Source organism: Chitinophaga japonensis (assembly GCF_007830125.1).
GTDB classification, from domain to species: Bacteria; Bacteroidota; Bacteroidia; order Chitinophagales; family Chitinophagaceae; genus Chitinophaga; species Chitinophaga japonensis.
In genome coordinates this window covers 421,272-441,629 of the sequence record NZ_VLLG01000003.1, presented here as the reverse complement: position 1 = coordinate 441,629, position 20,358 = coordinate 421,272, and the positions used below count along the sequence as shown (strand labels likewise).

The following is a 20,358-nucleotide window of genomic DNA, read 5'->3' as shown; positions in this document are numbered from 1 at the left end:
TAATACCATTGTGTAAGAATAACACATAACAGTTTATCAATCAACCATTTCAGCGCGGCCGTTTATATCGGCGCTTTTATTATCTTCATATTTTTAACTTTATGTTATATTCTCCGTCTCCTTATGTCGAACATTGAAAAAATACTGTCACAAAAAGCCTTTAATACCGAGTATACCAAGGGGCTGGTGAGCCTGATATTCGTGGGTAACTGGATGGTAAGCCGCCATCAGCAGTTCTTCAAGAAGTTTGACATTACGATGCAGCAGTATAACATATTACGCATACTCCGGGGACAGCACCCCAAAGCCGCCAACATCAACATGCTGAAAGAAAGAATGCTGGACAAAATGAGCGATGTGTCCCGCCTGGTGGAGCGCCTGCGCAAAGCCGAGCTGGTGGAGCGTAAAAGCTGCGAGGCCGACCGCCGGGCCGTAGACGTGAAGATCACCGCCAAAGGACTGCAGTTGCTGAAAGAAATAGACGAAGAAATAGAATCGCTGGAAGATTGCCTCCGGCAAAGCCTCTCTCCCAAAGAAGCCGCCCAACTGAATAAGCTGCTGGATAAAATGCTGGGGCTATATTATTAGCAAATTCCAAAACCCAAATTCCAAATTCCAAACTGGTTGAAATCCGTCAGCCAATATTGACCGTCTGGTATTATTGGTGGCCGGCTATCATTTTGGAATTTGGGTTTTGGAATTTGGAATTTCAGACCTCTTCTACATAATCCAGGTCTTTGCCAAAGGTTTCCTCAATGCTGTAAGCGGTTATTAATGACACCCCTATGCAAACGGCCGCCACTATAGCGCCGCTGTGCAGGTAGCTGAAGCGGGCCTGCAAGGCGGTGAACAGCGCAGAGATGAGCGGCAGCAGGCCCCTGGCAAAGTTGGGCACCGTGGTGGCTACCGTAGCGCGCAGGTTGGTGCCGAAGCTTTCCGCCGCTATGGTCACAAAAATAGCCCAGAACCCCACGCTGAAGCCCAACCCGAAACACACGGCATAGAAGGTCCACTTGTCCGCCCCGTGCATCCGGAAGTACAGGAACACAAAAGCAGCGGTGAGCAGCAGGAACAGGATCATCACCTTCCGGCGGCTTCTCCATAACTGGCTGATAAAGCCGGTAGAAAAATCACCCAGCACCAGGCCGGTGTAGGTAAAGGCAATGGCATCCCCGGGGCTGATGGCGTCCCGCACGCCCATTTCCATGGCAAACTTGTTGGAAAATGCAACGAGTATGCCCACCACAAACCAGGTAGGGGTGCCCAGCAGCAGGCATTTGAGGTACTTCATAAAACGCTCCCGGCTGGTGAACAGGGCCAGGAAATTGCCCCGGCTGGCAGTGCTTTGCTTCAGCGCGGCAAACATAGTCGATTCCATCACGCTGATGCGCAGCACCAGCAGCGCCAGGCCCAGCCCGCCGCCAATGAAATAGCAGATGCGCCAGTCCTGCACCAGCTTGGCGATGAAATTGGCCGCCACCGCGCCGGATACGCCTACCGTGGCTACGATCATCGTGCCGTAGCCCCGCTTTTCCTTGGGCAGGATCTCCGATACCAGGGTAATGCCGGCGCCCAGCTCCCCGGCCAGGCCCAGCCCGGCTATAAAGCGCCATACCAGGTACCCGCCGGTGGAATGCACAAACCCATTGGCAATATTGGCCACGGAATACAGCAGGATAGAGCCGAACAGCACGCTCAGCCGCCCGCGTTTGTCCCCTACAATGCCCCACAGCACACCGCCAATGAGCATGCCTACCATCTGCACATTAATGAGCAGCAGGCCCACGCCGGTATCGATCTCGTTTTGCGGAACGCCCAACTCCCGCAGGCTGGGCACCCTTACAATCGTAAATAACAGGAGGTCGTAAATGTCTACGAAATAGCCAAGCGAAGCCACAATAACGGCTACGTTAAAGATAGAAGTGGAACGGTTTTCCGGGTGCATAAATGTGATGTATAGTGCTTACGATAACGTGTCGGTAGGCGCTTTGCTGTCCTCACGCAGCGTATGTGTTTCCTGCTTGGTCTTGCCGAAAAATATCTTGAAGAGCACAGGCAGGGTGGTGATCAGGATAATGATCACGATGATCAGCTCCAGGTGGTCCTTGAGCGTGGGGAAGGCCTTATCCAGGTAATGTCCCGCCAGCATCATGGAAAATACCCAGGCAAAGGAGCCTACAATATTATACAGCATGAACTTTTTGCCGTCCATCTGCACAATACCGGCTACAATGGGAGCGAAAGTGCGCACAATAGGCAGGAAACGGGCCAGGAAAATAGCGCCGCCGCCGTGCTTGTCATAAAACTCCTTGGCCTGGTACAGGTATTTCTTTTTAAAGAGCAGCGTATCCTTCCGATTGAACAGCAGCGGCCCTGATTTACGCCCGAACCAGAAGCCCACCATATTGCCCAGTACCCCGGCAATGGCGATCACCAGCATCACTACAAAAAACGGCATATCGAAAAAGCTCTTGCTCAGCAGCTCCCCGTAAATGCCGGCCACGAACAGCAGGGAATCCCCCGGCAGAAAAAATCCCACGAACAGCCCCGTCTCCGCAAAAATGATCAGCAACAATAAATAAATACCGCCGTGCTCAATGATCCATTCGGGGTTGATTAAATGCTTGAAAAACTCTATGATCTGATCCATGCCGTCGTTTTGTTTAATTTAAAAAGTTGGCGTAAGGCTAAAATTAGGTATTAATTGTTAATTGTGGGATATCATGGTTTCGGCAACTTCTGCGCTAATGCTGTCTGCCGCAGGCTTGCTGAAATCCGTTTCCCCTTCCCATTTGCCCACCACTGCGGTGGCCAGGCAGTTGCCGATCACGTTTACAGACGTGCGGGCCATATCCATCAGCTCATCAATACCCAGTATCAGGAACACCGGCCAGGAGGGCAGGTGAAAAGAGGCTACCGTACCGAGTATGATCACCAGGGTAGCGCGGGGCACGCCGGCCACGCCCTTGCTGGTAAGCATCAGCGTAAATACCATCAGCAGTTGCTGCCCGAAGCTCATATGGATACCAGCCGCCTGCGCCACAAAAATAGAGGCCAGCGACAGGTACAGGGTAGACCCGTCCAGGTTAAAGCTGTAGCCGGTAGGCATTACAAAGGCCACTATCTTGCGCGGTACGCCCATACGCCCCATGGCCTCCATGGCTTTGGGCAGGGCAGACTCCGAGCTGGTGGTAGCAAATGCAATGGACACCGGTTCGGATATCTCCTTTATAAAACGCCGGATAGGCAGCTTTATGATAAGCGCCACGGGCAGCAGCACCACCAGCACAAAAACGATCAGCGCCACGTACAGCGTAAGCAGCAGTTGGAACAGGTTGCCCAGCACAGACAGGCCGCCATGCCCTACCGTATAGGCAATAGCCGCTCCTACCCCTACCGGTGCAAAATACATCACGATATTGGTGAACTTGAACATGGTTTCAGAAAGGCTTTCGCAAAAGCCCAGCATGGGACGGCGTACCTTTTCCTTTACCATGCCCAGCGCAATGCCGAAGATCACGCTGAACACCACCACGGGCAGCACGTCGCCGTGGTAAATGGACTTGGCAATGTTTTCCGGGAAAATATGCAGGATGATATCCTGCCAGCTTTGCGGCGGGGGCGTTTGCACTGCTTCGTGCACCTCCGCGGGCATCTGTATGCCCATACCGGCCTTGCTGATGTTGATGGCGGCTACGCCAATGAACAGGGCGATAGTGGTCACCACTTCGAAGTACAGCAGGGACTTCCATCCCATACGCCCTACCTGCTTGATATCGGAATGCCCGGCAATACCTACCACCAGGGTGGCAAATATCAGCGGGGCGATAATGGTCTTGATCATTCTCAGGAATATCTGGCTCAGCACGCGCAGGTTCATGCCCACCTGGGGGAAATCATGCCCGATACCGGCGCCTACCACCATGCTGACCAGTATCCAGGTGGTCAATGATTTTTTCCTGATGGCGAACCATACCAGGCTGGCCGTAGCGAGCCAGCGCACCGTGAGTAATACCGGCTGCGGCAGGGCCAGCAGGTTATAGTGGGATAAACAGGTAAGAATAGCAGCAATGGTAATGGCAAAGAATGCGATCCAGGCGGCTTGCTTTTTAGTCATTAACAGGTGCAGTTTAGATTTATGATAGAAATATCCGACAAAATTCCCCAAAAATAAGGTTATCAGGCTAAAAATCAGCCCATACCTTATAAAATAAAAAAGGTGCGTTTGCTTTTAGATAGTTATATTTGGCGGTCTTAAAACAACAAGCTAAACCACCTTAAACATCAACCAACAATACTTCTATCATGAGTAGACTCTTTGTAAGAAAGCCACTGGGTCAATTGTTATCTGAAGCATCCGAATCGGAAAAAGGGTTAAAAAGAACGTTAAGCGCCGGATCGCTGGTAGCGTTGGGCATTGGCGCCATTATCGGCGCCGGGCTCTTTGTGCGCACGGCTGCTGCTGCCGGCGCCCACGCAGGGCCTGCGGTAACCCTTTCCTTCGTAATAGCGGCCATCGGCTGTGCGCTGGCGGGCCTTTGCTATGCGGAATTTGCTTCCATGATACCTATTGCCGGTAGCGCCTACACGTATTCCTATGCCACCCTGGGAGAAGTAGTAGCCTGGATCATAGGCTGGGACCTGGTGCTGGAATATGCGCTGGGCGCCGCCACGGTTTCGATTGGCTGGTCCCAATACCTGAACAACTTATTGAGCACGCTTTTTCATGTCACCATACCATATGAATGGTCGCACTCGCCTTTCCAGATGTCCGAAGCAGGCGTGCGGGGTATTATCAACATTCCCGCCATCTGCATCCTGCTGCTGCTTACCCTGCTGCTGATCCGTGGCACGCAGGAGTCTGCCGTGGTAAACACTGTTATCGTGATCGTAAAAGTGGCCATTGTGCTGCTGTTCATAGCCCTGGGCTGGAAGTTCATTGATCCTGCCAACCATACGCCTTACACCATCCCGGCCAATGCCGGCACGGTGCAGTTGAGCGACGGGGCCGTCATAGATTACTCGAATTTCTGGAACCACGGCTGGCCGGGTGTGCTCACGGGGGCCGGCATCGTATTCTTTGCCTTTATCGGGTTCGATGCCGTGTCCACCACCGCCCAGGAAACCAAGAACCCGAAAAAGGCCATGCCTATCGGCATCCTGGTATCCCTGGCCATCTGTACCGTATTATACATTCTTTTCTCCCACGTACTTACCGGCGTGGCGCCTTACAGGGACTTCCTGAAGGCGGGCAGCGAGGCTTCCGTGGCCTATGCGATTGATACCTACATGCCGGGACTTGGCTGGCTCTCCCTGATGATTACCATCGCCATCCTGGCGGGTTTCTCCTCCGTAATACTGGTGATGCTGCTGGGACAGACCCGCGTGTTCTACTCCATGTCCAACGACGGGCTGGTGCCGCCGGTATTTTCCGCGCTGCATCCCAAGTACCGTACGCCTTATAAATCACAGATACTATTCTTTGTATTTACCGCGGTATTTGCCGGTTTTGTGCCGGATCATATTGTAGGCAACATGACCAGTATCGGTACCCTCTTTGCCTTTGTGCTGGTATGCATTGGCGTGCTGGTAATGCGCAAGAGCAACCCCGAGGTGCCCCGCCCGTTCAAAACGCCCTGGGTGCCGGTGGTGCCCATTGCGGGCGCAGTGGTATGCCTGCTGATGATATTCGGCCTGGGTATTGACAACTGGCTGCGGCTGCTCGTATGGCTGGCCATTGGCTTTGCCATCTATTTCGGCTACAGTGTAAAGCATAGCAAGGCCCGCAAACTGAAGGAATAGTGCGCCTTACACATATTTTTCAACCGCCCGTTTGCAGTCAAACGGGCGGTTTTAGTTTTACCAGTATTACCTTACTTTTGCGTTTCGAACAATCAACCAACATGGGAAGAATATTTGAAGTAAGAAAGGCCACCATGTTCGCCCGCTGGGACAGGATGGCCAAACAGTTCACCAGGATAGGGAAGGAAATAGCCATCGCTGTAAAGCAAGGCGGCCCGGACCCGGACAATAACCCCGCCCTGCGCCGCTGCATGGCGAACGCCAAAGGCGTGAACATGCCCAAAGACCGGGTGGAAGCCGCTATCAAGCGCGCCATGGGCAAGGATAAAACGGACTATGAAGAAGTAGTATATGAAGGATATGCGCCGCATGGCGTGGCCGTAATGGTGGAAACTGCTACGGACAACCCTACCCGTACCGTGGCCAATGTGCGTATGCACTTCAACAAGGAAGGCGGCAGCCTGGGCACCAGCGGCTCTGTAGGCTTTATGTTCAACCGCATGGGCGTGTTCAAGATCAAAAATGAAGGGCAGGACCTGGAAGAGCTGGAACTGGAGCTGATAGACGCCGGCCTGGAAGAGATCGGGGAAGACAGCGAAGGCAATATCATTATCCGCACGCCTTTTACCGAGTTCGGGAACATGGCCAAGGCCCTGGAAGAAAAAGGCATCTCCACCATCAGCGCGGAACTGCAGCGTATTCCCACTACTACCGTGGAACTGAATGACGAGCAGGCCAAGGAAGTGCTGCAACTGGTAGACCGCCTGGAACAGGACGAGGACGTGCAGCAGGTGTTCCATAACCTGAAATAAGCATTGACCGCTATAAAAAAAAGAGAACCGTTTTGCCGTAGCAGAACGGTTCTCCGTGGTGTGGTGTGTGGTGTTTGTGGTTGCTCTTACATTATTTTATACTTCCGCCGTACAGGCATTGGGATCTGTGACCAGCCTTAACCCCTTTCCATGAAAGGTTTCCAGCTTTACATCCTCATCCAGGCGGAAATGTTTTCTCAAACGGGTAAGGTATACATCCATCGTGCGGCCGGCAAAAAAGTCGTCGCTGCCCCAAACGGCCTGCAGGATGTTCTCCCGTTTCAGGCGCCGGTTGGGATTCTCACAAAGGAACTTCAGTAACTCCGCTTCCTTGGGAGGCAGGTTGATGGTATGACCGGTAATTTTATGATAAATTTTCAGCTCGGTGTAATTGAACTCCAGGTTGCCTAGCTGGTAGGTGAGCACTTTCCTGCTTTGCAGCAGCCGGCTCCTTTTCAGGAATACCTCTATCCGGAACTGCAGCTCCTCGATGTTAAAAGGCTTTACCAGGTAGTCGTCCCCGCCGGCTTCAAAACCGTGCAGGCGATCCTGTTCCATGTAGCGGGAGGAAGTGAAGATGATGGGAATGTTCGTGTCCTGGCCGCGGATCTCTTTAGCCAGGGTGAATCCATCCCTGCCGGGCATAATGATATCCAGCAGGCAAATGTCAAAAACCCGCTCCTGGAACATGCTCCAGGCCTGGTCTCCATTAAGGCAGTGCACTACGCTGTAGCCTTCCTTCTCCAGGTGTCTTTTAATTACTTTGGCGAAAAAATGGTCGTCTTCTACCAGTAGTATTCCTGCTTTCATTCGTAAATAATTTTTTGTTAGCAGTCTCATGGAACCTCGCATTTACAGTCCTTTGCACAAGAATGTTTATCATGCTCGGTTTCATCTGTTAATATGTTTGTTTTCTGAATGGGCAGATGGAACCTCGCATCCTGCTCGGCTTCATACACAGGTGGATTTTTCGATAAAAAGTCTAGGGTGCCTGATCAATAAATATCGCTTCGTGTCTCTTAAAGTAACCGTTAGGGTTAAAATTCTTTTCCAATTTAGCTAATTATTGCTGAAACTTGACAAATCACGGAAAGTTTTTTAGGGGCTTTTTTCCGCCATTTTGTTCATTATTAACATGCACAATTATCACCATTCAATTATAGTTAATTCATAGTTAATAACAAATAAATATAATTATTACACTGTGGTATTTACCCCGTTTACCAGGTTTTGCGGCGCGCCTTCCAGGAAAGCCTTCACATTAGCCGCCACGGTGTGCAGCAGCCGGCTCCTGGCCTCCCGCGTAGCCCAGGCGATATGCGGGGTAATGATGCAGTTCCGGGCCTGCAGCAGCGGGTTATCCGGCGCGGGCGGCTCTAGGGACAGCACATCCAGCGCGGCGCCGGCTATACGTTCCTGGTTCAGCGCATCGGCCAAGTCTGCTTCATTGATCAGCGGCCCCCGGCTGGTATTGACCAGGAAAGCGCCCGGCTTCATAGTACCCAGCAATGCGGCGTTTACAAAACCCCGGTTCTGTTCGTTCAGCGGGCAGTGCAGGGATACAATGTCCGCGATGGCAAAACAGGTGGGGATGTCCACAAACCTGACGCCCTCCATTTTATCCCGCTCCGGGTGCCGGTGATGCGCTACTACCTGCATACCAAACGCCTGGGCTATACGGGCTACGGCCCTGCCTATCTGCCCCAGCCCTATAATCCCCAGCACCTTGCCGTCCAACTCATGCAGGGGAGATCTCCAGTACGAGAAGTCGGCACTGCGGCTCCAGTCGCCTGCCCGTACACCGGCGGCGTGCAGGCCCACCTGGCCGCACAACTCCAGTATCAGTGCAAAGGTATGCTGGGCCACCGCAGCGGTACCGTAAGCCGGCACATTGGTAACGGGTATCTGCCGGGCCGTGGCGGCAGCTATATCTACCACGTTGTAACCGGTGGCCATTACGCCGATGTACTGCAGCCGCGGCAGCCCTGCAATGGTGGCAGCGCTTACAATGGCCTTGTTGGTGAGTATAATGTTCGCATCCTTTGCGCGGGCAGCCACTTCCGCTTCGGGCGTTCTGTCATATACCGTTACCCGGCCCAGGGCATGCAGCGGCGCCCAGTCCAGGTCGCCGGGGTTTAATGCATAGCCGTCCAGTACTACAATTTGTTGCATATGTTAAATGCTTGGTCCGTTATAATGAAAAGTGCCATCTTACCGTTTATCGGTAGAAGCATTACACCGGGGCAAGTTTATAAATAAATTGAAATAATGTTTAAATAACACGGGAATGGCATAGCAGTATGAATATATTTTTTAATATTTGTGGCACTACTGCTTGTCATGCCGCCTAACCTACAACTGTTATACTGAGGAAGAAAAACGTCCCGTGCAGGCTTGCTGCGCGGGACGCTGTATTTCCAGGACTGTTGATGCCTTTATTCCTCCATCATGGCCATTACCACCTGCACTACATCTTCCGCATTGGGCTTGGAGAAGTAATCCCCGTCAGAGCCATAGGCCGGGCGGTGCGCCTGCGCGCTCAGGGTGCGGGGAGCCACATCCAGCCAGCGGTAGCCGCCCTGTATTTCCATTACCTGCTGGAACATGAAGGCGGTGCCGCCGCCCGGAACATCCTCGTCAATGAACAGGATGCGATTGGTCTTTTTCAGCGATTCCAGGATGCTGTGATGAATATCGAAAGGCAGCAGGGTCTGCACGTCTATCAGCTCACAGGAAATCTCCATCTGCTCCAGGGTATGCATGGCTTCCTCCACTACGCGCAAAGTAGAGCCGTAAGACACCAGGGTGATATCAGTGCCGGCGTGCAGCACTTCGGGTATGCCCAGGGGCACGGTAAACTCGGTGAGGTTCTGCGGCAGCTTTTCCTTCAGGCGGTAGCCGTTCAGGGACTCTACCATCAGGGCCGGCTCATTGGCGCTCAGCAGGGTGTTGTACATACCGGCCGCCTGCACCATGTTGCGCGGCACGCAAATATGCATGCCCCGCAGGCTGTGAATGATCATGCCCATGGGCGAGCCGGAATGCCAGATGCCTTCCAGCCGGTGGCCGCGCGTGCGCACGATCACCGGGCAGGCCTGTATGCCGCGGGTGCGGTACTGCAGGCTGGCCACATCATCGCTCAAGGGCTCCAGCCCGTACAGCAGGTAATCTATATACTGTATCTCCGCAATGGGCTTGAGACCACGGAAGGCCATCCCGATGGCCTGTCCCATAATGGTCAGCTCCCGTATACCGGTATCGAATATACGCTGTTTACCATGCTTTTGCTGCAGCCCGGCAAAACCCTGGTTCACATCGCCTATCTTACCCACATCCTCGCCAAAGGCAAATACTTTCGGGTTTTCGGCAAACAACTGGTCAAAATATTTATTCAGCACTTCATAGCCGTTCACCATCTGCGGTGTGTCGGCATACACAGCGGGCACCTCCGGCACGTTCAGGGCGGAATTGGCCCCGGTGGCGTACAGGTGGGAGCTGTAGCTTTCCCGCTCCTGCTGCTGCAACTGGTCGTAATACTGCTGCAGGGCCTGCAGGGCAGGGCTCTGTGTTTTTTTATGACGGAAAAGAATGCCGGCGGCGGTCTTCAACACATCCCGGCGCTGCGGCTCGCGGTTGGCCTTCAACTGCTGTATGGCCTGCTGCACCATGCCTGTATCCGCGATGCCTTCTTCCACGATCGCCTGCCCGTGAGCCGCCAGGGTCTTTACCTGCTGCCGGATAGGCGCAATGTATTTTTCCCAGGCGCTTTTACGTGCAGCCGTGGCCGTAGCTTTGGCCGTTAATTCTATTTCCTGGAGCGTAGCTTCGTCCGACAGGGCATTTTCCAGTATCCACTGGCGCATTTTCAGGTTGCAGTCAAATTCCTTTTCCCAGGCCAGGCGGTCCTTGCTCTTGTAGCGCTCATGCGATCCGCTGGTGGAGTGGCCCTGCGGCTGGGTGATCTCCTCTACATGGAACAGGGCGGGCACATGGGTTTCCCGCACCTTGCGCAGCCCGTTCTCAAATACTTCACACATGCCGGCATAATCCCAGCCCTTTACATTATATATATCAAAACCATTGGAATCCTCCGTTTTCCGGAAGCCTTCCATTGCGGCGCTGATAGACCCTTTAGTGGTCTGGTACTTACGCGGCACGGAAATGCCGTAGCCATCGTCCCATACAAATACCGCCAGCGGCACCTGCAGCACGCCGGCCGCATTCATGGTTTCCCAGAAATGCCCTTCGGAGGTAGCGGCGTCGCCGATGGTGGCAAAGCATATCTCGTTGCCGTTATGTGACAGGTGCGTGAATGATTTCAGGTCCTCTACCTCGCGGAAAAGCTTGGAGGCAAAGGCCAGGCCCAGGGAACGCGGCATTTGCGCGGCGGTGGGCGCCATATCGGAAGCGGTATTCTTGATCTTGGTAAGGTCGCGCCAGTTGCCGTCTTCCGTGATGTTGGGCGTGGCAAAGTGAGAATTCATCTGCCGGCCTGCGGAGAAAGGATCGTTCTCCGGGTCGGGATCGGCATATAACTGGGAAAAGAATTGTTCGATGGTGCTGATACCGCTGGCAAAAGCAAAGGTTTGATCGCGGTAGTAGCCCGAGCGGAAATCGCCCGGCAGGAAGTACTTGGCCATTGCTATCTGGGCCACTTCCTTTCCATCTCCAAATATCCCGAACTTGGCTTTACCCGTAAGCACTTCCTTACGGGCCAGCAGGCTAACTTCCCTGCTTTCGCAAGCCAGCCGGTAGTCATTTAATACTTCCTTGCGGAACTCTTCAAAAGATAACCGGCTGTCCATGTTCATAGTCAGTTCATTATTTTCTATCATGCCTGTTGGTTAAAGTACAAAAGTAAGGTAATTATACTGTTGAAACCGGGCATCAGCAAATTTCCCGGGTTTCCATAAGACAAATAAAAGACAGATCGACCAGGAGATCTATCCGGACAACTAAAAAACAGGAAAACTACGAGATAAATATTAACGAATGAAAAATATTTGCCGAACGGCTCAAATTGCCGCCCTTCAATTAAAATGATTTTTTTAAGAAGATTTTAATAATTTGCCGGGTATACAACAGCTTTTGGCTGTAAATTTGTTACTATTCCGGGGCCGGATCTTATACTTTTAAACCGTGATGATCCGCCTTTACGTTTTAACCAAAACCGTTTAAAAACCAAACTATACATGATGAAAAAGTTTATCTTATCCCTATTTGCGAGCATGCTGCTCAGCACAGCAATTTGGGCCCAGGCTCAAAACGGGGCCGGTACAGGGAACCTGGCAGATGCAAAGGCAAAATTTGCGAAAGAAACGATCGACTTCGGTAAAACTCAGCTCAACAAACCCGTAACTGTTGATTTTGAATTTACCAACATCACCAAAGAACCGCTCCTGATTGAAGCGGCCCGCGCCAGTTGCGGCTGTACTACTCCGAAATGGACAAAAGAACCGATCCTGCCCGGTAAAAAAGGTACGATCACGGCTACTTATAGCGCCAATGGCGTAGGTCAGCAGAACAAAACCATCTGGGTGAAGTTCAAAGGTGTGGACCAGGACAAGGAACTGCACCTGACCGGAACGGTAGAGAACTAATGTGCAAGTATGCAGATGTGCGGATGTGCAAATGCACCGAAGCGCATTCAGGCATACTGACACAAAGCCTTACAGTGTATACATGCTGTAAGGCTTTTTTTATTACCGGCCCCTGCCAGTCCCATCCATCCGCACATCTGCACATCGGCATGTCTGCACATTCACTTACCTTTGCATTCGCAAATACAACAAAATGCCTGACATCAGCAAAAGAGGGCTGCAGATGCCCCCCTCCCCCATCAGAAAGCTAGTGCCTTACGCAGAGGCTGCCAGAAAGAAAGGTATCAAGGTATACCACCTGAACATCGGCCAGCCGGATATTGAAACGCCGGCGCCCGTGCTGGATGCGGTGCGCCATTCCGAGTTCAGGATACTGGAATACAGCCACAGCGCAGGCAACGAAAGCTACCGCCGCAAGCTGGTGGAGTATTATGGCAGGTTTGACATCCAGGTGAACCATCAGCAGATCATTGTGACCACCGGGGGGTCTGAAGCCATCCTGTTTGCCTTCATGGCCTGCCTGGATGCGGGCGATGAAGTACTGGTGCCGGAGCCGTTCTACGCCAATTACAATGGTTTTGCCGTAGAAGCCGGCATCACCATCCGTACCATTACCTCCGGTATTGAAAGCGGTTTTGCCCTGCCGGCCATGGAGGCCTTTGAAAAAGCCATCACGCCGCGCACCAGGGCCATCCTGATCTGCAATCCCAACAATCCTACCGGCTACCTGTACAGCCCGGAGGAAATGGAGGTGCTGAAACAATTGTGCCTGCAGCACAACCTGTATCTTTTTTCTGATGAGGCTTACCGGGAATTCTGCTACAGCGGCCGGCACTTTTCGGCGATGCACCTGCAGGGAATGGAAGAGCATGTGATATTAATGGACACTATTTCCAAACGCTACAGCGCCTGCGGCGGCCGTATAGGCGCATTGGTCACCAAAAACCAGCGCGTGCTGGACGCGGTCATGAAATTTGCACAGGCCCGGCTAAGCCCGCCCTCCTTTGCCCAGATAGCCGGTGAAGCGGCGGTAGACCTGCCGGCCGATTATTTTGACGGCATCAAGGCCGAGTATATGGCCCGGCGGGATGTACTGGTGGAAAAACTAAATAATATACCCGGCGTGTTCTGCCCCAACCCCGGCGGCGCCTTCTACGCCATGGCGCGGCTGCCCATTGATGACGCGGACCGTTTCTGCCAGTGGCTGCTGGAATCTTTCTCCTACGAGCAACAAACTGTGATGATGGCCCCCGGCACTGGATTTTATGCCACGAGCGGGTTGGGCAAACAGGAGGTGCGGCTGGCCTACGTGCTGAACCGTACAGACATAGCCCGGGCTATGACCTGCCTGGAAAAGGCCCTGGAAAGCTATCCCGGGCGAACGATGCCCGCCACGCAGGCTGCGCACGTGCCCGGCACAGGCGGATGAACCCTGTAACCGGCTGGTATTCACCCCGTATTCATCATAATATGGTAACACTAGCATAGCGGTAAAACCCCGATCTTTGCATCCGAAAAGTTCTTTACAGGGAGGAAAGTTATATTATAAATAATTCTATATATGATTTTCAGGGCAAAAAAGCAAAAATTTTTCTCTCAGACTATTTTTTTTCTCAATTTTCGTCGTATATTTGTTAAAGAAACGGAAGAGAACGAGTAGAAAAGATAGATAGAATAAAAATTAATGTGAATTTAGGGTGACGGAAGGGTTTAAGAAAAATTTAACCAATAGAATTTCTTCAAACGTGAAATTGGTCCGAACTTTGGGCTCACAAAGATAAGTGAAAGTGAATTATCAAGTGTGTGTAAAAAGTCGGAATCTTACTAAAACGTTTTAGCTAAATATCGTATTTTTGTATCAGTTTTTCATAACGTGGAATTTATAAAGGCAAACGGCTCTGTTCACAGAGCCGTATTTTTTTGTCCTTATCCCTTGTTATCCTCCTTTTATCTTGCAGAATAGCCATTTCATCACTTGTGCCCCGCCCCGGCTGAAATTTTTTCTCATTTTTGTTCCATCATGAAACGGCGATGACGCCTGTTCCACCGCCATGGTGGACACCAGACCCATCCGCTTGTTTTCATAACGTGGAATTAAAAGCAACGGTCCCGACTCCTCGGGACCGTTTCCTTTTATACTGGTAATATGATCATACGATCTATTGCTGCTGCGGCATGTATTCCCGGATCATCCGGAAGAAATCATCGAACAGGTAGCGGGAATCATACGGGCCGGGCGTGGATTCCGGGTGGTACTGCACGGAGAACGCGGGTTTGTTCCGGATGCGGATGCCCTCAATGGAACCGTCGTTCAGGTTCACATGCGTAATTTCCACCTGCTTGCTGGCGGCAATTGCCTTGGGATCTACCGCAAAACCGTGGTTCTGCGTGGTGATCTCGCAACGGCCGGTAGCCAGGTTCTTTACCGGGTGATTCAGCCCGCGGTGGCCATGGTGCATTTTGTAAGTAGGAATATCATTGGCCAGCGCCAGCAACTGGTGCCCCAGGCAAATGCCAAACAGGGGCCGGTTGGCTTCCAGCACCTTCTTTACCGTGTCTACTGCATAGGTCAGCGGCGCCGGGTCGCCGGGGCCATTGGATATAAAATAAGCGTGCGGCTTAAACTGCTCGCATTCTTCAAAAGTAGTATTGGTAGGGTATACCTGGAGGTAAGCGCCTTTTTCCGACAGGCATTTCAGCATGTTGCGTTTTACCCCGTTGTCCAGCACAGCTATGCGGATGCCGGCCTCCGGATCGCCGATGTTATAAGGTGCTTTGGTAGATACTTCTGCGCACAGGGCCAGTCCCTCCATGGAAGGCACCTTTGCCAGTTGTTCCTTCAACTGGTCCACATCCAGTATCTCGGAGGAGATGATACAGTTCATCGCTCCCTTGCTGCGGATATGGGATACCAGCGCGCGGGTGTCCACATCGTAGATCGCTACCAGGTTATTTTCTGCCAGGAACTGCTCCAGGGAGCTGTCTGCCATTTTGCGGGAATAATTTTGCGCGATATTCTTGCAGATCAGCCCGCTGATCTTCACGCTGCTGCTCTCTACATCGTCTTTCCTGGTGCCATAGTTCCCTATGTAGCAGTTGTTCATGATCAGCACCTGTCCCTTGTAAGAAGGGTCTGTAAATACTTCCTGGTAACCGGTCATACCGGTATTGAAGCAAAGCTCGCCGGCAGCGGTTCCAATCTTTCCAAAAGCTTTTCCGTGATAAACCGTACCATCGTTCAGTAATAATATGGCCGGTTGGCTGAGTTTTGTGTGCGGCATTTTCAGACTCTTTTTTTAAAATCGTGCAAAGATAGCCAATTAATAATGAACAATTAATAATTAATAATCGTAACACCTGCCTTTCAACGAAACACAGGCGCTACAGATATTATTAATTGTTCATTATTAATTACTACTTGATCTGCACAGAGCTGACCACCCGCTTTGCCAGTTCCTGGCCGGTGGGATCGTCTGCACGGCAGCGGATACTCACCAGCCAGCGGTGCGGGCCCTGCACCATTACCAGGTTATAGAAAGCAAGTTTTACCGCATTTTTATACAGCAGGGTTCCCTCCTGCAGCACTCCCTGGGCGTTTGCCCGGGAAATGGGGCTGCTGCCCAGTTCCAGGTCGGATACGCCAGGCTCCTGCTGCAGGTCCCTGGCTGCTTTCTTGGCGGCTTCGTCCAGGTTATTGGTAACGGTTTCCCGGTAGCTGAACATATCCACACTTATCTGCAGGCCGCCTTCCTCGCGGTTACGGTAACTTTTGGCGTACTCTACCATTTTGGCCAGGTCGGGGTTCAGTGCCTGATCGTTTACGCTCAGGTGCACAGGGGCGCTTATCTGCAGGGCCTGCCGGCCGATGGTGACCGTTTGCCAGGTGCTGTATAGCCAGGATTTCTCAGCTTTCGGGTAGGACCAGGTAACAATGGCCTGCTTGCCGAAATAGGTGCCAGCTACCGCTACCAGGGCAAATACCAGCACGGCGGCGAGGATGAGCCCCCGGCGGCCGGCCGGCCACAGGTATTGCTGCATCCATCCCGGTTTGGGTGGGGGGGCATCCGCTATATAAATGGCTACTTCCCCGCAGAATGCTTCAAAGCTGCCCTCCGGGTTTTTCTGCTTCCAGTCCGCAAAGGTATAAGGCAGTTTCTTGCCGCAGCGCTCGCAAAAAGTAAGGAATTCTGATCTCAATGCATTGTGGTGCCCGCAGTGCCGGCAACTCAGGTAATTCATAGGATATTCGGTATTAGGGATCCGGCCGCTATATTACAAAAAAATAGCATCTATATCAAGCCGGGGCAGGTTATATAATTATAAAAAAAACCTGCCAGGCTTTTTGAACCTGGCAGGCTTTATCGTCCAACAGCGTATTATTATTATTCCGCTGCTTTCTCTTCTGTTTTGTCTGCTGCTGCTTCTGCTGCAGGAGCCTGTGCTTCTTCGGCGGCAGCCGTTTCTCCGGCTTTCTTCTTGCCACCACCAGCGCGGCGGGTCCTCTTGGCAGGCGCTTTCTCGGTAGCTTTGCCGTAGATCTCGTTGAAGTCTACCAGCTCTATCAGGGCAGTTTCTGCGTTATCCCCCATACGTTTACCCAGCTTGATGATGCGGGTATATCCACCGGGACGGTTAGCGATCTTCTCGCTGATCACGCCAAACAATTCCTTGATGGCTTCTTTGTCCTGCAGGTAGCTGAACACGATCCTGCGATTGTGCGTGCTGTCTGCTTTAGCCTTGGTCAGCAGCGGCTCTACGTATACACGTAAAGCGCGGGCTTTGGCCAGGGTGGTGGTAATACGTTTGTGGCTGATCAGTTCGCAGGCCAGGTTGGATAACAGGCTCTTGCGGTGAGCAGCGGTTCTGCCCAGGTGATTTAATTTTACTCCGTGACGCATGACGATTGTTGTTTTATTCCCCTGTACCGTGTCAGGAATTACAGGGTACTCATGTTATAAATTCCAAATCCCAAAAGCCAAATTCCAATTTCCCGTTTGGGATTTGGGATCTGGATTCTGGAATTTCCTGTTACTATTCTTCTTCCAGTTTCAGTTTGGAAAGATCCATGCCAAAATGCAGGCCCCTTTCGTTCAGCACCTGTTCGATCTCGCTGAGAGATTTCTGGCCAAAGTTCCTGAACTTCATCAGCTCTTCCTGCTCATACTGTACCAGCTCGCTCAGGGAGTTGATCTTGGCAGCTTTCAGGCAGTTAAAGGCGCGTACGCTCAGGTCCAGGTCTTCCAGCGGCGTTTTCAGTATCTTACGCAACTGCAGGGTCTGTTCGTCTACCACATCTTCTTTTTCCGTGTCTTTGGTATCAAAGCTGATGTTCTCATCGGTGATGATCATCAGGTGCTGGATCAGAATACGGGAGGCCTGTTTTACAGCTTCTTCCGGGTGGATGGTACCGTCGGTCACCACTTCCATGATCAACTTCTCATAGTCGGTCTTCTGTTCCACACGGGTATTTTCGATGCTGTATTTTACATTTTTGATCGGGGTAAAGATAGAATCGATGGCGATGTAGCCAAAAACGGCATCCTTGGGTTTGTTTTCCTCAGCCGGCACATAACCGCGGCCCTTGCCAATGGTCAGTTCAATGTCCAGTTTGGCGGAAGGGTCCAGTGTGCAGATCAGCAGCTCGGGGTTCATGATCTGGAAAGCGCTGGTGGCTTTTTCGATCATGTCGGCCCGGAACTCGGTCTTACCTTTGATGGAGATCTGGATCTTCTCGTTGCTCACTTCATTCTCCACAATCTTCTTGAAACGCACCTGCTTCAGGTTCAGGATGATTTCGGTCACATCTTCGGTCACTCCTTTCAGGGTAGCAAACTCGTGATCGGCACCTTCTATTTTTATTCCCACAATGGCATAGCCCTCCAGTGACGACAACAGTACGCGGCGCAGCGCATTACCGATGGTCACACCATAACCTGGTTCTAACGGCCGGAATTCGAATTGAGCTTCAAAGTCGGTAGACTTTTGCAGAACGATCTTGTCAGGCTTTTGGAAATTAAGAATTGCCATTGCAATATGAAGTTTAGTTGTTATTATTTAGAGTACAATTCCACTATCAGTTGTTCCTTGATGTTCTCAGGAACGCTTTCTCTTTCAGGATAGGCGATAAAAGTACCTTGCATGTCCTTTTCGTTCCAGTCCAGCCAGCTAAACTTGGGGTTCTTGCCGCGAATGTTGCTGGTCAGGGCGGTATTGCCGCTGGTTTTCGGCTTCAGGCCGATGATATCGCCTGGTTTCAGTTGATAGGACGGAATGTTCACCACGTGGCCGTTTACGGTTACGTGCTTGTGGGATACCAACTGACGGGCAGCGGGACGGGAGGGGGCAATGCCCAGGCGGAATACGGTGTTGTCCAGGCGGGCTTCCAGCAGCTTGATCAGCACTTCACCGGTTACGCCTTTACGGCGGTTCGCTTCTTTGAACAGGTTGAGGAACTGGCGCTCCAGTACGCCGTAAGTGTATTTTGCCTTTTGCTTCTCGCGCAACTGCAGTGCGTATTCACCCAACTGCTTACGCTTGCGGGTAGCACCGTGCTGACCCGGAGGGTTACTGTTCTTACCTAAATACTTACCATTACCTAAAATAGGTTCGCCAAAAATCCTGGAGATCTTGGTCTTTGGTCCTGTGTACCTTGCCATTTTTTTCTTGTTAGATTTTTTAGTTACGGTGCATGCTCTTTAAAAAATCTTAAACCTGATCATGCACCCAATATTTAAAATTCCAAATCCCAAAAGCCAAATTCCAAAAGATGGACGTTTGGATTTTGGGTTTTGGAATTTGGATGTTTATTATTTAGACTCTTCTTTTCTTGGGAGGACGGCAACCGTTGTGCGGTAAAGGCGTAACGTCCTTGATCATGCTCACTTCAATACCGGAGTTGGCGATGGCGCGGATAGCGCTCTCACGTCCTGCACCGGGGCCTTTCACAAATACGTCCGCTCTTTTCAGACCGGCGTCAAAGGCAGTTTTAGCAGCATCGGTAGCAGCCAACTGGGCGGCATAGGGCGTGTTCTTCTTGGAGCCCTTGAAGCCCATCTTACCGGCGGAAGACCAGGAGATCACCTGACCCTGCTTGTTGGTAATGCTTACGATGATATTGTTAAAACTGGCGGATATATGTACGTCGCCGTAGTTATCTACCTTTACTACCCTCTTTTTATTAGCAGCAGTTTTTGAATTGGTTGCTTTTGCCATAATATTTTAAAATTCCAAATTCCAGTATCCAAATTCCAAAATTTGCATTCCAGTCTCCCACTTTGGGGATTGGGATTTGGAATTTGGGTTTTTATTTTTTACTTCTTAGGAGCTTTCTTCTTACCGGCCACCGTCTTACGCTTACCTTTACGGGTACGGCTGTTAGTACGGGTGCGCTGTCCTCTAACCGGTAATCCTTTCCTGTGACGCAGACCGCGGTAGCAGGCAATATCCAGCAGGCGCTTGATGTTCATCTGCACTTCAGAACGCAGTTGGCCTTCCACCTTGATCTCATTGTTGATCACGTTACGGATGGCTGCCTGCTCATCATCATTCCAGTCCTTCACTTTCTTGTTGAAATCAATGCCTGACTTGGTCAGGATATATTGAGCGGTAGAACGGCCTATACCATAGATATAGGTAAGTCCTATTTCTCCTCTTTTATTTTTAGGAAGATCTATACCGGCTATACGTGCCATATTGCTGTTTTATATTTACGTTGTTTAGATTTGAATCCAATTATCCCTGACGTTGCTTGAAACGGGGATTCTTCTTGTTGATCACCAACAATTTACCCTTTCTACGCACTATCTTGCAATCTGCACTTCTCTTCTTTATGGAAGCTCTTACCTTCATAAGTTAAAAGTTATATGTCTGCTTAATAAATTGCTAATCTGGAAAATGCTATTATTTATACCGGAAAATGATCCTGCCTCTCGATAGATCATACGGGCTCATTTCCACGCCTACTTTATCTCCCGGCAAAATACGGATATAGTGCATTCTCATTTTTCCAGAAATGGTAGCCAAAATCTCATGCCCATTCTCTAATTTAACACGGAACATAGCGTTTGACAAGGCTTCCAGTATAATTCCATCCTGTTTAATGAGTGCCTGTTTTGCCATAAAAATTTTTAGGACTGCAAAGATAG

The 20,358-nt window shown here is 51.2% G+C and carries 20 protein-coding genes; 5 read left to right on the top strand and 15 right to left on the bottom strand.

Annotation, left to right across the window (positions count from 1 at the left end; translation table 11 throughout):
* Window positions 1–123: 123 nt before the first annotated feature.
* Window positions 124–588, top strand: coding sequence for a MarR family winged helix-turn-helix transcriptional regulator (locus LX66_RS10970; protein ID WP_145713077.1), 465 nt, complete (start codon window positions 124–126; stop codon window positions 586–588).
* A gap of 121 nt (window positions 589–709) precedes the next feature.
* On the opposite strand, the gene LX66_RS10965 is transcribed toward LX66_RS10970, so the two are convergent.
* Genes LX66_RS10965 through LX66_RS10955 form a run of 3 tightly spaced genes read right to left on the bottom strand, consistent with a single transcriptional unit; the run spans window position 710 to window position 4,117 of the window.
* Window positions 710–1,945, bottom strand: a complete 1,236-nt coding sequence (locus LX66_RS10965) for an MFS transporter (RefSeq protein WP_145713074.1) — start codon at window positions 1,943–1,945, stop codon at window positions 710–712.
* An 18-nt stretch (window positions 1,946–1,963) separates the two neighbouring features.
* Window positions 1,964–2,650 (bottom strand): DedA family protein, encoded by a 687-nt coding sequence (locus LX66_RS10960; RefSeq protein ID WP_145713072.1) that lies wholly within the window; start codon window positions 2,648–2,650, stop codon window positions 1,964–1,966.
* Window positions 2,651–2,707: 57 nt separating this feature from the next.
* Entirely contained in the window at window positions 2,708–4,117 is a 1,410-nt protein-coding gene (locus LX66_RS10955) for a dicarboxylate/amino acid:cation symporter (RefSeq protein ID WP_145713069.1), read from the bottom strand.
* A 188-nt stretch (window positions 4,118–4,305) separates the two neighbouring features.
* On the opposite strand from LX66_RS10955, the gene LX66_RS10950 reads away from it, so the two are divergent.
* Window positions 4,306–5,802 carry an amino acid permease gene (locus tag LX66_RS10950; protein ID WP_145713066.1) on the top strand — a complete coding sequence of 499 codons (1,497 nt, stop codon included), beginning with the start codon at window positions 4,306–4,308 and terminating at the stop codon, window positions 5,800–5,802.
* A 101-nt stretch (window positions 5,803–5,903) separates the two neighbouring features.
* Entirely contained in the window at window positions 5,904–6,614 is a 711-nt protein-coding gene (locus tag LX66_RS10945) for a YebC/PmpR family DNA-binding transcriptional regulator (RefSeq protein ID WP_145713063.1), read from the top strand.
* Window positions 6,615–6,710: 96 nt separating this feature from the next.
* On the opposite strand, the gene LX66_RS10940 is transcribed toward LX66_RS10945, so the two are convergent.
* The 3 genes from LX66_RS10940 to LX66_RS10930 form a co-directional block, all read right to left on the bottom strand.
* Entirely contained in the window at window positions 6,711–7,424 is a 714-nt protein-coding gene (locus tag LX66_RS10940; RefSeq protein ID WP_145713060.1) for a response regulator transcription factor, read from the bottom strand.
* A 387-nt stretch (window positions 7,425–7,811) separates the two neighbouring features.
* The gene (locus LX66_RS10935) at window positions 7,812–8,786 is read right to left on the bottom strand and encodes a D-2-hydroxyacid dehydrogenase (protein ID WP_145713057.1); all 975 of its coding nucleotides are present in this window, start codon (window positions 8,784–8,786) and stop codon (window positions 7,812–7,814) included.
* Window positions 8,787–9,049: 263 nt separating this feature from the next.
* Window positions 9,050–11,449, bottom strand: a complete 2,400-nt coding sequence (locus LX66_RS10930; protein ID WP_145713051.1) for an alpha-ketoacid dehydrogenase subunit alpha/beta — start codon at window positions 11,447–11,449, stop codon at window positions 9,050–9,052.
* Between the two features lie 357 nt (window positions 11,450–11,806).
* On the opposite strand from LX66_RS10930, the gene LX66_RS10925 reads away from it, so the two are divergent.
* Together LX66_RS10925 and LX66_RS10920 are read left to right on the top strand one after the other, a co-directional pair.
* Window positions 11,807–12,214, top strand: coding sequence for a DUF1573 domain-containing protein (locus tag LX66_RS10925; RefSeq protein ID WP_244620370.1), 408 nt, complete (start codon window positions 11,807–11,809; stop codon window positions 12,212–12,214).
* A 193-nt stretch (window positions 12,215–12,407) separates the two neighbouring features.
* Window positions 12,408–13,643 (top strand): pyridoxal phosphate-dependent aminotransferase, encoded by a 1,236-nt coding sequence (locus tag LX66_RS10920; protein ID WP_145713048.1) that lies wholly within the window; start codon window positions 12,408–12,410, stop codon window positions 13,641–13,643.
* Between the two features lie 730 nt (window positions 13,644–14,373).
* On the opposite strand, the gene carA is transcribed toward LX66_RS10920, so the two are convergent.
* The 9 genes from carA to infA all read right to left on the bottom strand — a co-directional run bounded on the left by carA (window position 14,374) and on the right by infA (window position 20,332).
* Window positions 14,374–15,495 (bottom strand): glutamine-hydrolyzing carbamoyl-phosphate synthase small subunit, encoded by a 1,122-nt coding sequence (carA, locus tag LX66_RS10915; protein WP_145713046.1) that lies wholly within the window; start codon window positions 15,493–15,495, stop codon window positions 14,374–14,376.
* Window positions 15,496–15,628: 133 nt separating this feature from the next.
* Window positions 15,629–16,453, bottom strand: a complete 825-nt coding sequence (locus tag LX66_RS10910) for a hypothetical protein (protein WP_145713043.1) — start codon at window positions 16,451–16,453, stop codon at window positions 15,629–15,631.
* A 143-nt stretch (window positions 16,454–16,596) separates the two neighbouring features.
* On the bottom strand, window positions 16,597–17,112 hold the full coding sequence (gene rplQ / locus LX66_RS10905; RefSeq protein ID WP_145713040.1) for a 50S ribosomal protein L17: 516 nt from the start codon (window positions 17,110–17,112) through the stop codon (window positions 16,597–16,599).
* Between the two features lie 133 nt (window positions 17,113–17,245).
* Window positions 17,246–18,241, bottom strand: coding sequence for a DNA-directed RNA polymerase subunit alpha (locus LX66_RS10900; protein WP_145713037.1), 996 nt, complete (start codon window positions 18,239–18,241; stop codon window positions 17,246–17,248).
* 23 nt (window positions 18,242–18,264) lie between these two features.
* Entirely contained in the window at window positions 18,265–18,870 is a 606-nt protein-coding gene (gene rpsD, locus LX66_RS10895) for a 30S ribosomal protein S4 (RefSeq protein WP_145713035.1), read from the bottom strand.
* 154 nt (window positions 18,871–19,024) lie between these two features.
* Entirely contained in the window at window positions 19,025–19,426 is a 402-nt protein-coding gene (rpsK, locus tag LX66_RS10890) for a 30S ribosomal protein S11 (RefSeq protein WP_145713032.1), read from the bottom strand.
* 98 nt (window positions 19,427–19,524) lie between these two features.
* Window positions 19,525–19,905 carry a 30S ribosomal protein S13 gene (gene rpsM, locus LX66_RS10885; protein ID WP_145713030.1) on the bottom strand — a complete coding sequence of 127 codons (381 nt, stop codon included), beginning with the start codon at window positions 19,903–19,905 and terminating at the stop codon, window positions 19,525–19,527.
* 40 nt (window positions 19,906–19,945) lie between these two features.
* Entirely contained in the window at window positions 19,946–20,062 is a 117-nt protein-coding gene (gene rpmJ, locus LX66_RS10880) for a 50S ribosomal protein L36 (RefSeq protein WP_072360626.1), read from the bottom strand.
* 51 nt (window positions 20,063–20,113) lie between these two features.
* Window positions 20,114–20,332, bottom strand: coding sequence for a translation initiation factor IF-1 (gene infA / locus LX66_RS10875; protein ID WP_012789309.1), 219 nt, complete (start codon window positions 20,330–20,332; stop codon window positions 20,114–20,116).
* Window positions 20,333–20,358 lie beyond the last annotated feature (26 nt).

Excerpts from the sequence above, each read along its gene's own strand:
- LX66_RS10970 (WP_145713077.1), top strand. The coding sequence starts at position 124 with ATGTCGAACATTGAAAAAATACTGTCACAAAAAGCCTTTAATACCGAG.
- LX66_RS10965 (WP_145713074.1), bottom strand. The coding sequence starts at position 1,945 with ATGCACCCGGAAAACCGTTCCACTTCTATCTTTAACGTAGCCGTTATT.
- LX66_RS10960 (WP_145713072.1), bottom strand. The coding sequence starts at position 2,650 with ATGGATCAGATCATAGAGTTTTTCAAGCATTTAATCAACCCCGAATGG.
- LX66_RS10955 (WP_145713069.1), bottom strand. The coding sequence starts at position 4,117 with ATGACTAAAAAGCAAGCCGCCTGGATCGCATTCTTTGCCATTACCATT.
- LX66_RS10950 (WP_145713066.1), top strand. The coding sequence starts at position 4,306 with ATGAGTAGACTCTTTGTAAGAAAGCCACTGGGTCAATTGTTATCTGAA.
- LX66_RS10945 (WP_145713063.1), top strand. The coding sequence starts at position 5,904 with ATGGGAAGAATATTTGAAGTAAGAAAGGCCACCATGTTCGCCCGCTGG.
- LX66_RS10940 (WP_145713060.1), bottom strand. The coding sequence starts at position 7,424 with ATGAAAGCAGGAATACTACTGGTAGAAGACGACCATTTTTTCGCCAAA.
- LX66_RS10935 (WP_145713057.1), bottom strand. The coding sequence starts at position 8,786 with ATGCAACAAATTGTAGTACTGGACGGCTATGCATTAAACCCCGGCGAC.
- LX66_RS10930 (WP_145713051.1), bottom strand. The coding sequence starts at position 11,449 with ATGATAGAAAATAATGAACTGACTATGAACATGGACAGCCGGTTATCT.
- LX66_RS10925 (WP_244620370.1), top strand. The coding sequence starts at position 11,807 with ATGATGAAAAAGTTTATCTTATCCCTATTTGCGAGCATGCTGCTCAGC.
- LX66_RS10920 (WP_145713048.1), top strand. The coding sequence starts at position 12,408 with ATGCCTGACATCAGCAAAAGAGGGCTGCAGATGCCCCCCTCCCCCATC.
- carA (WP_145713046.1), bottom strand. The coding sequence starts at position 15,495 with ATGCCGCACACAAAACTCAGCCAACCGGCCATATTATTACTGAACGAT.
- LX66_RS10910 (WP_145713043.1), bottom strand. The coding sequence starts at position 16,453 with ATGAATTACCTGAGTTGCCGGCACTGCGGGCACCACAATGCATTGAGA.
- rplQ (WP_145713040.1), bottom strand. The coding sequence starts at position 17,112 with ATGCGTCACGGAGTAAAATTAAATCACCTGGGCAGAACCGCTGCTCAC.
- LX66_RS10900 (WP_145713037.1), bottom strand. The coding sequence starts at position 18,241 with ATGGCAATTCTTAATTTCCAAAAGCCTGACAAGATCGTTCTGCAAAAG.
- rpsD (WP_145713035.1), bottom strand. The coding sequence starts at position 18,870 with ATGGCAAGGTACACAGGACCAAAGACCAAGATCTCCAGGATTTTTGGC.
- rpsK (WP_145713032.1), bottom strand. The coding sequence starts at position 19,426 with ATGGCAAAAGCAACCAATTCAAAAACTGCTGCTAATAAAAAGAGGGTA.
- rpsM (WP_145713030.1), bottom strand. The coding sequence starts at position 19,905 with ATGGCACGTATAGCCGGTATAGATCTTCCTAAAAATAAAAGAGGAGAA.
- rpmJ (WP_072360626.1), bottom strand. The coding sequence starts at position 20,062 with ATGAAGGTAAGAGCTTCCATAAAGAAGAGAAGTGCAGATTGCAAGATA.
- infA (WP_012789309.1), bottom strand. The coding sequence starts at position 20,332 with ATGGCAAAACAGGCACTCATTAAACAGGATGGAATTATACTGGAAGCC.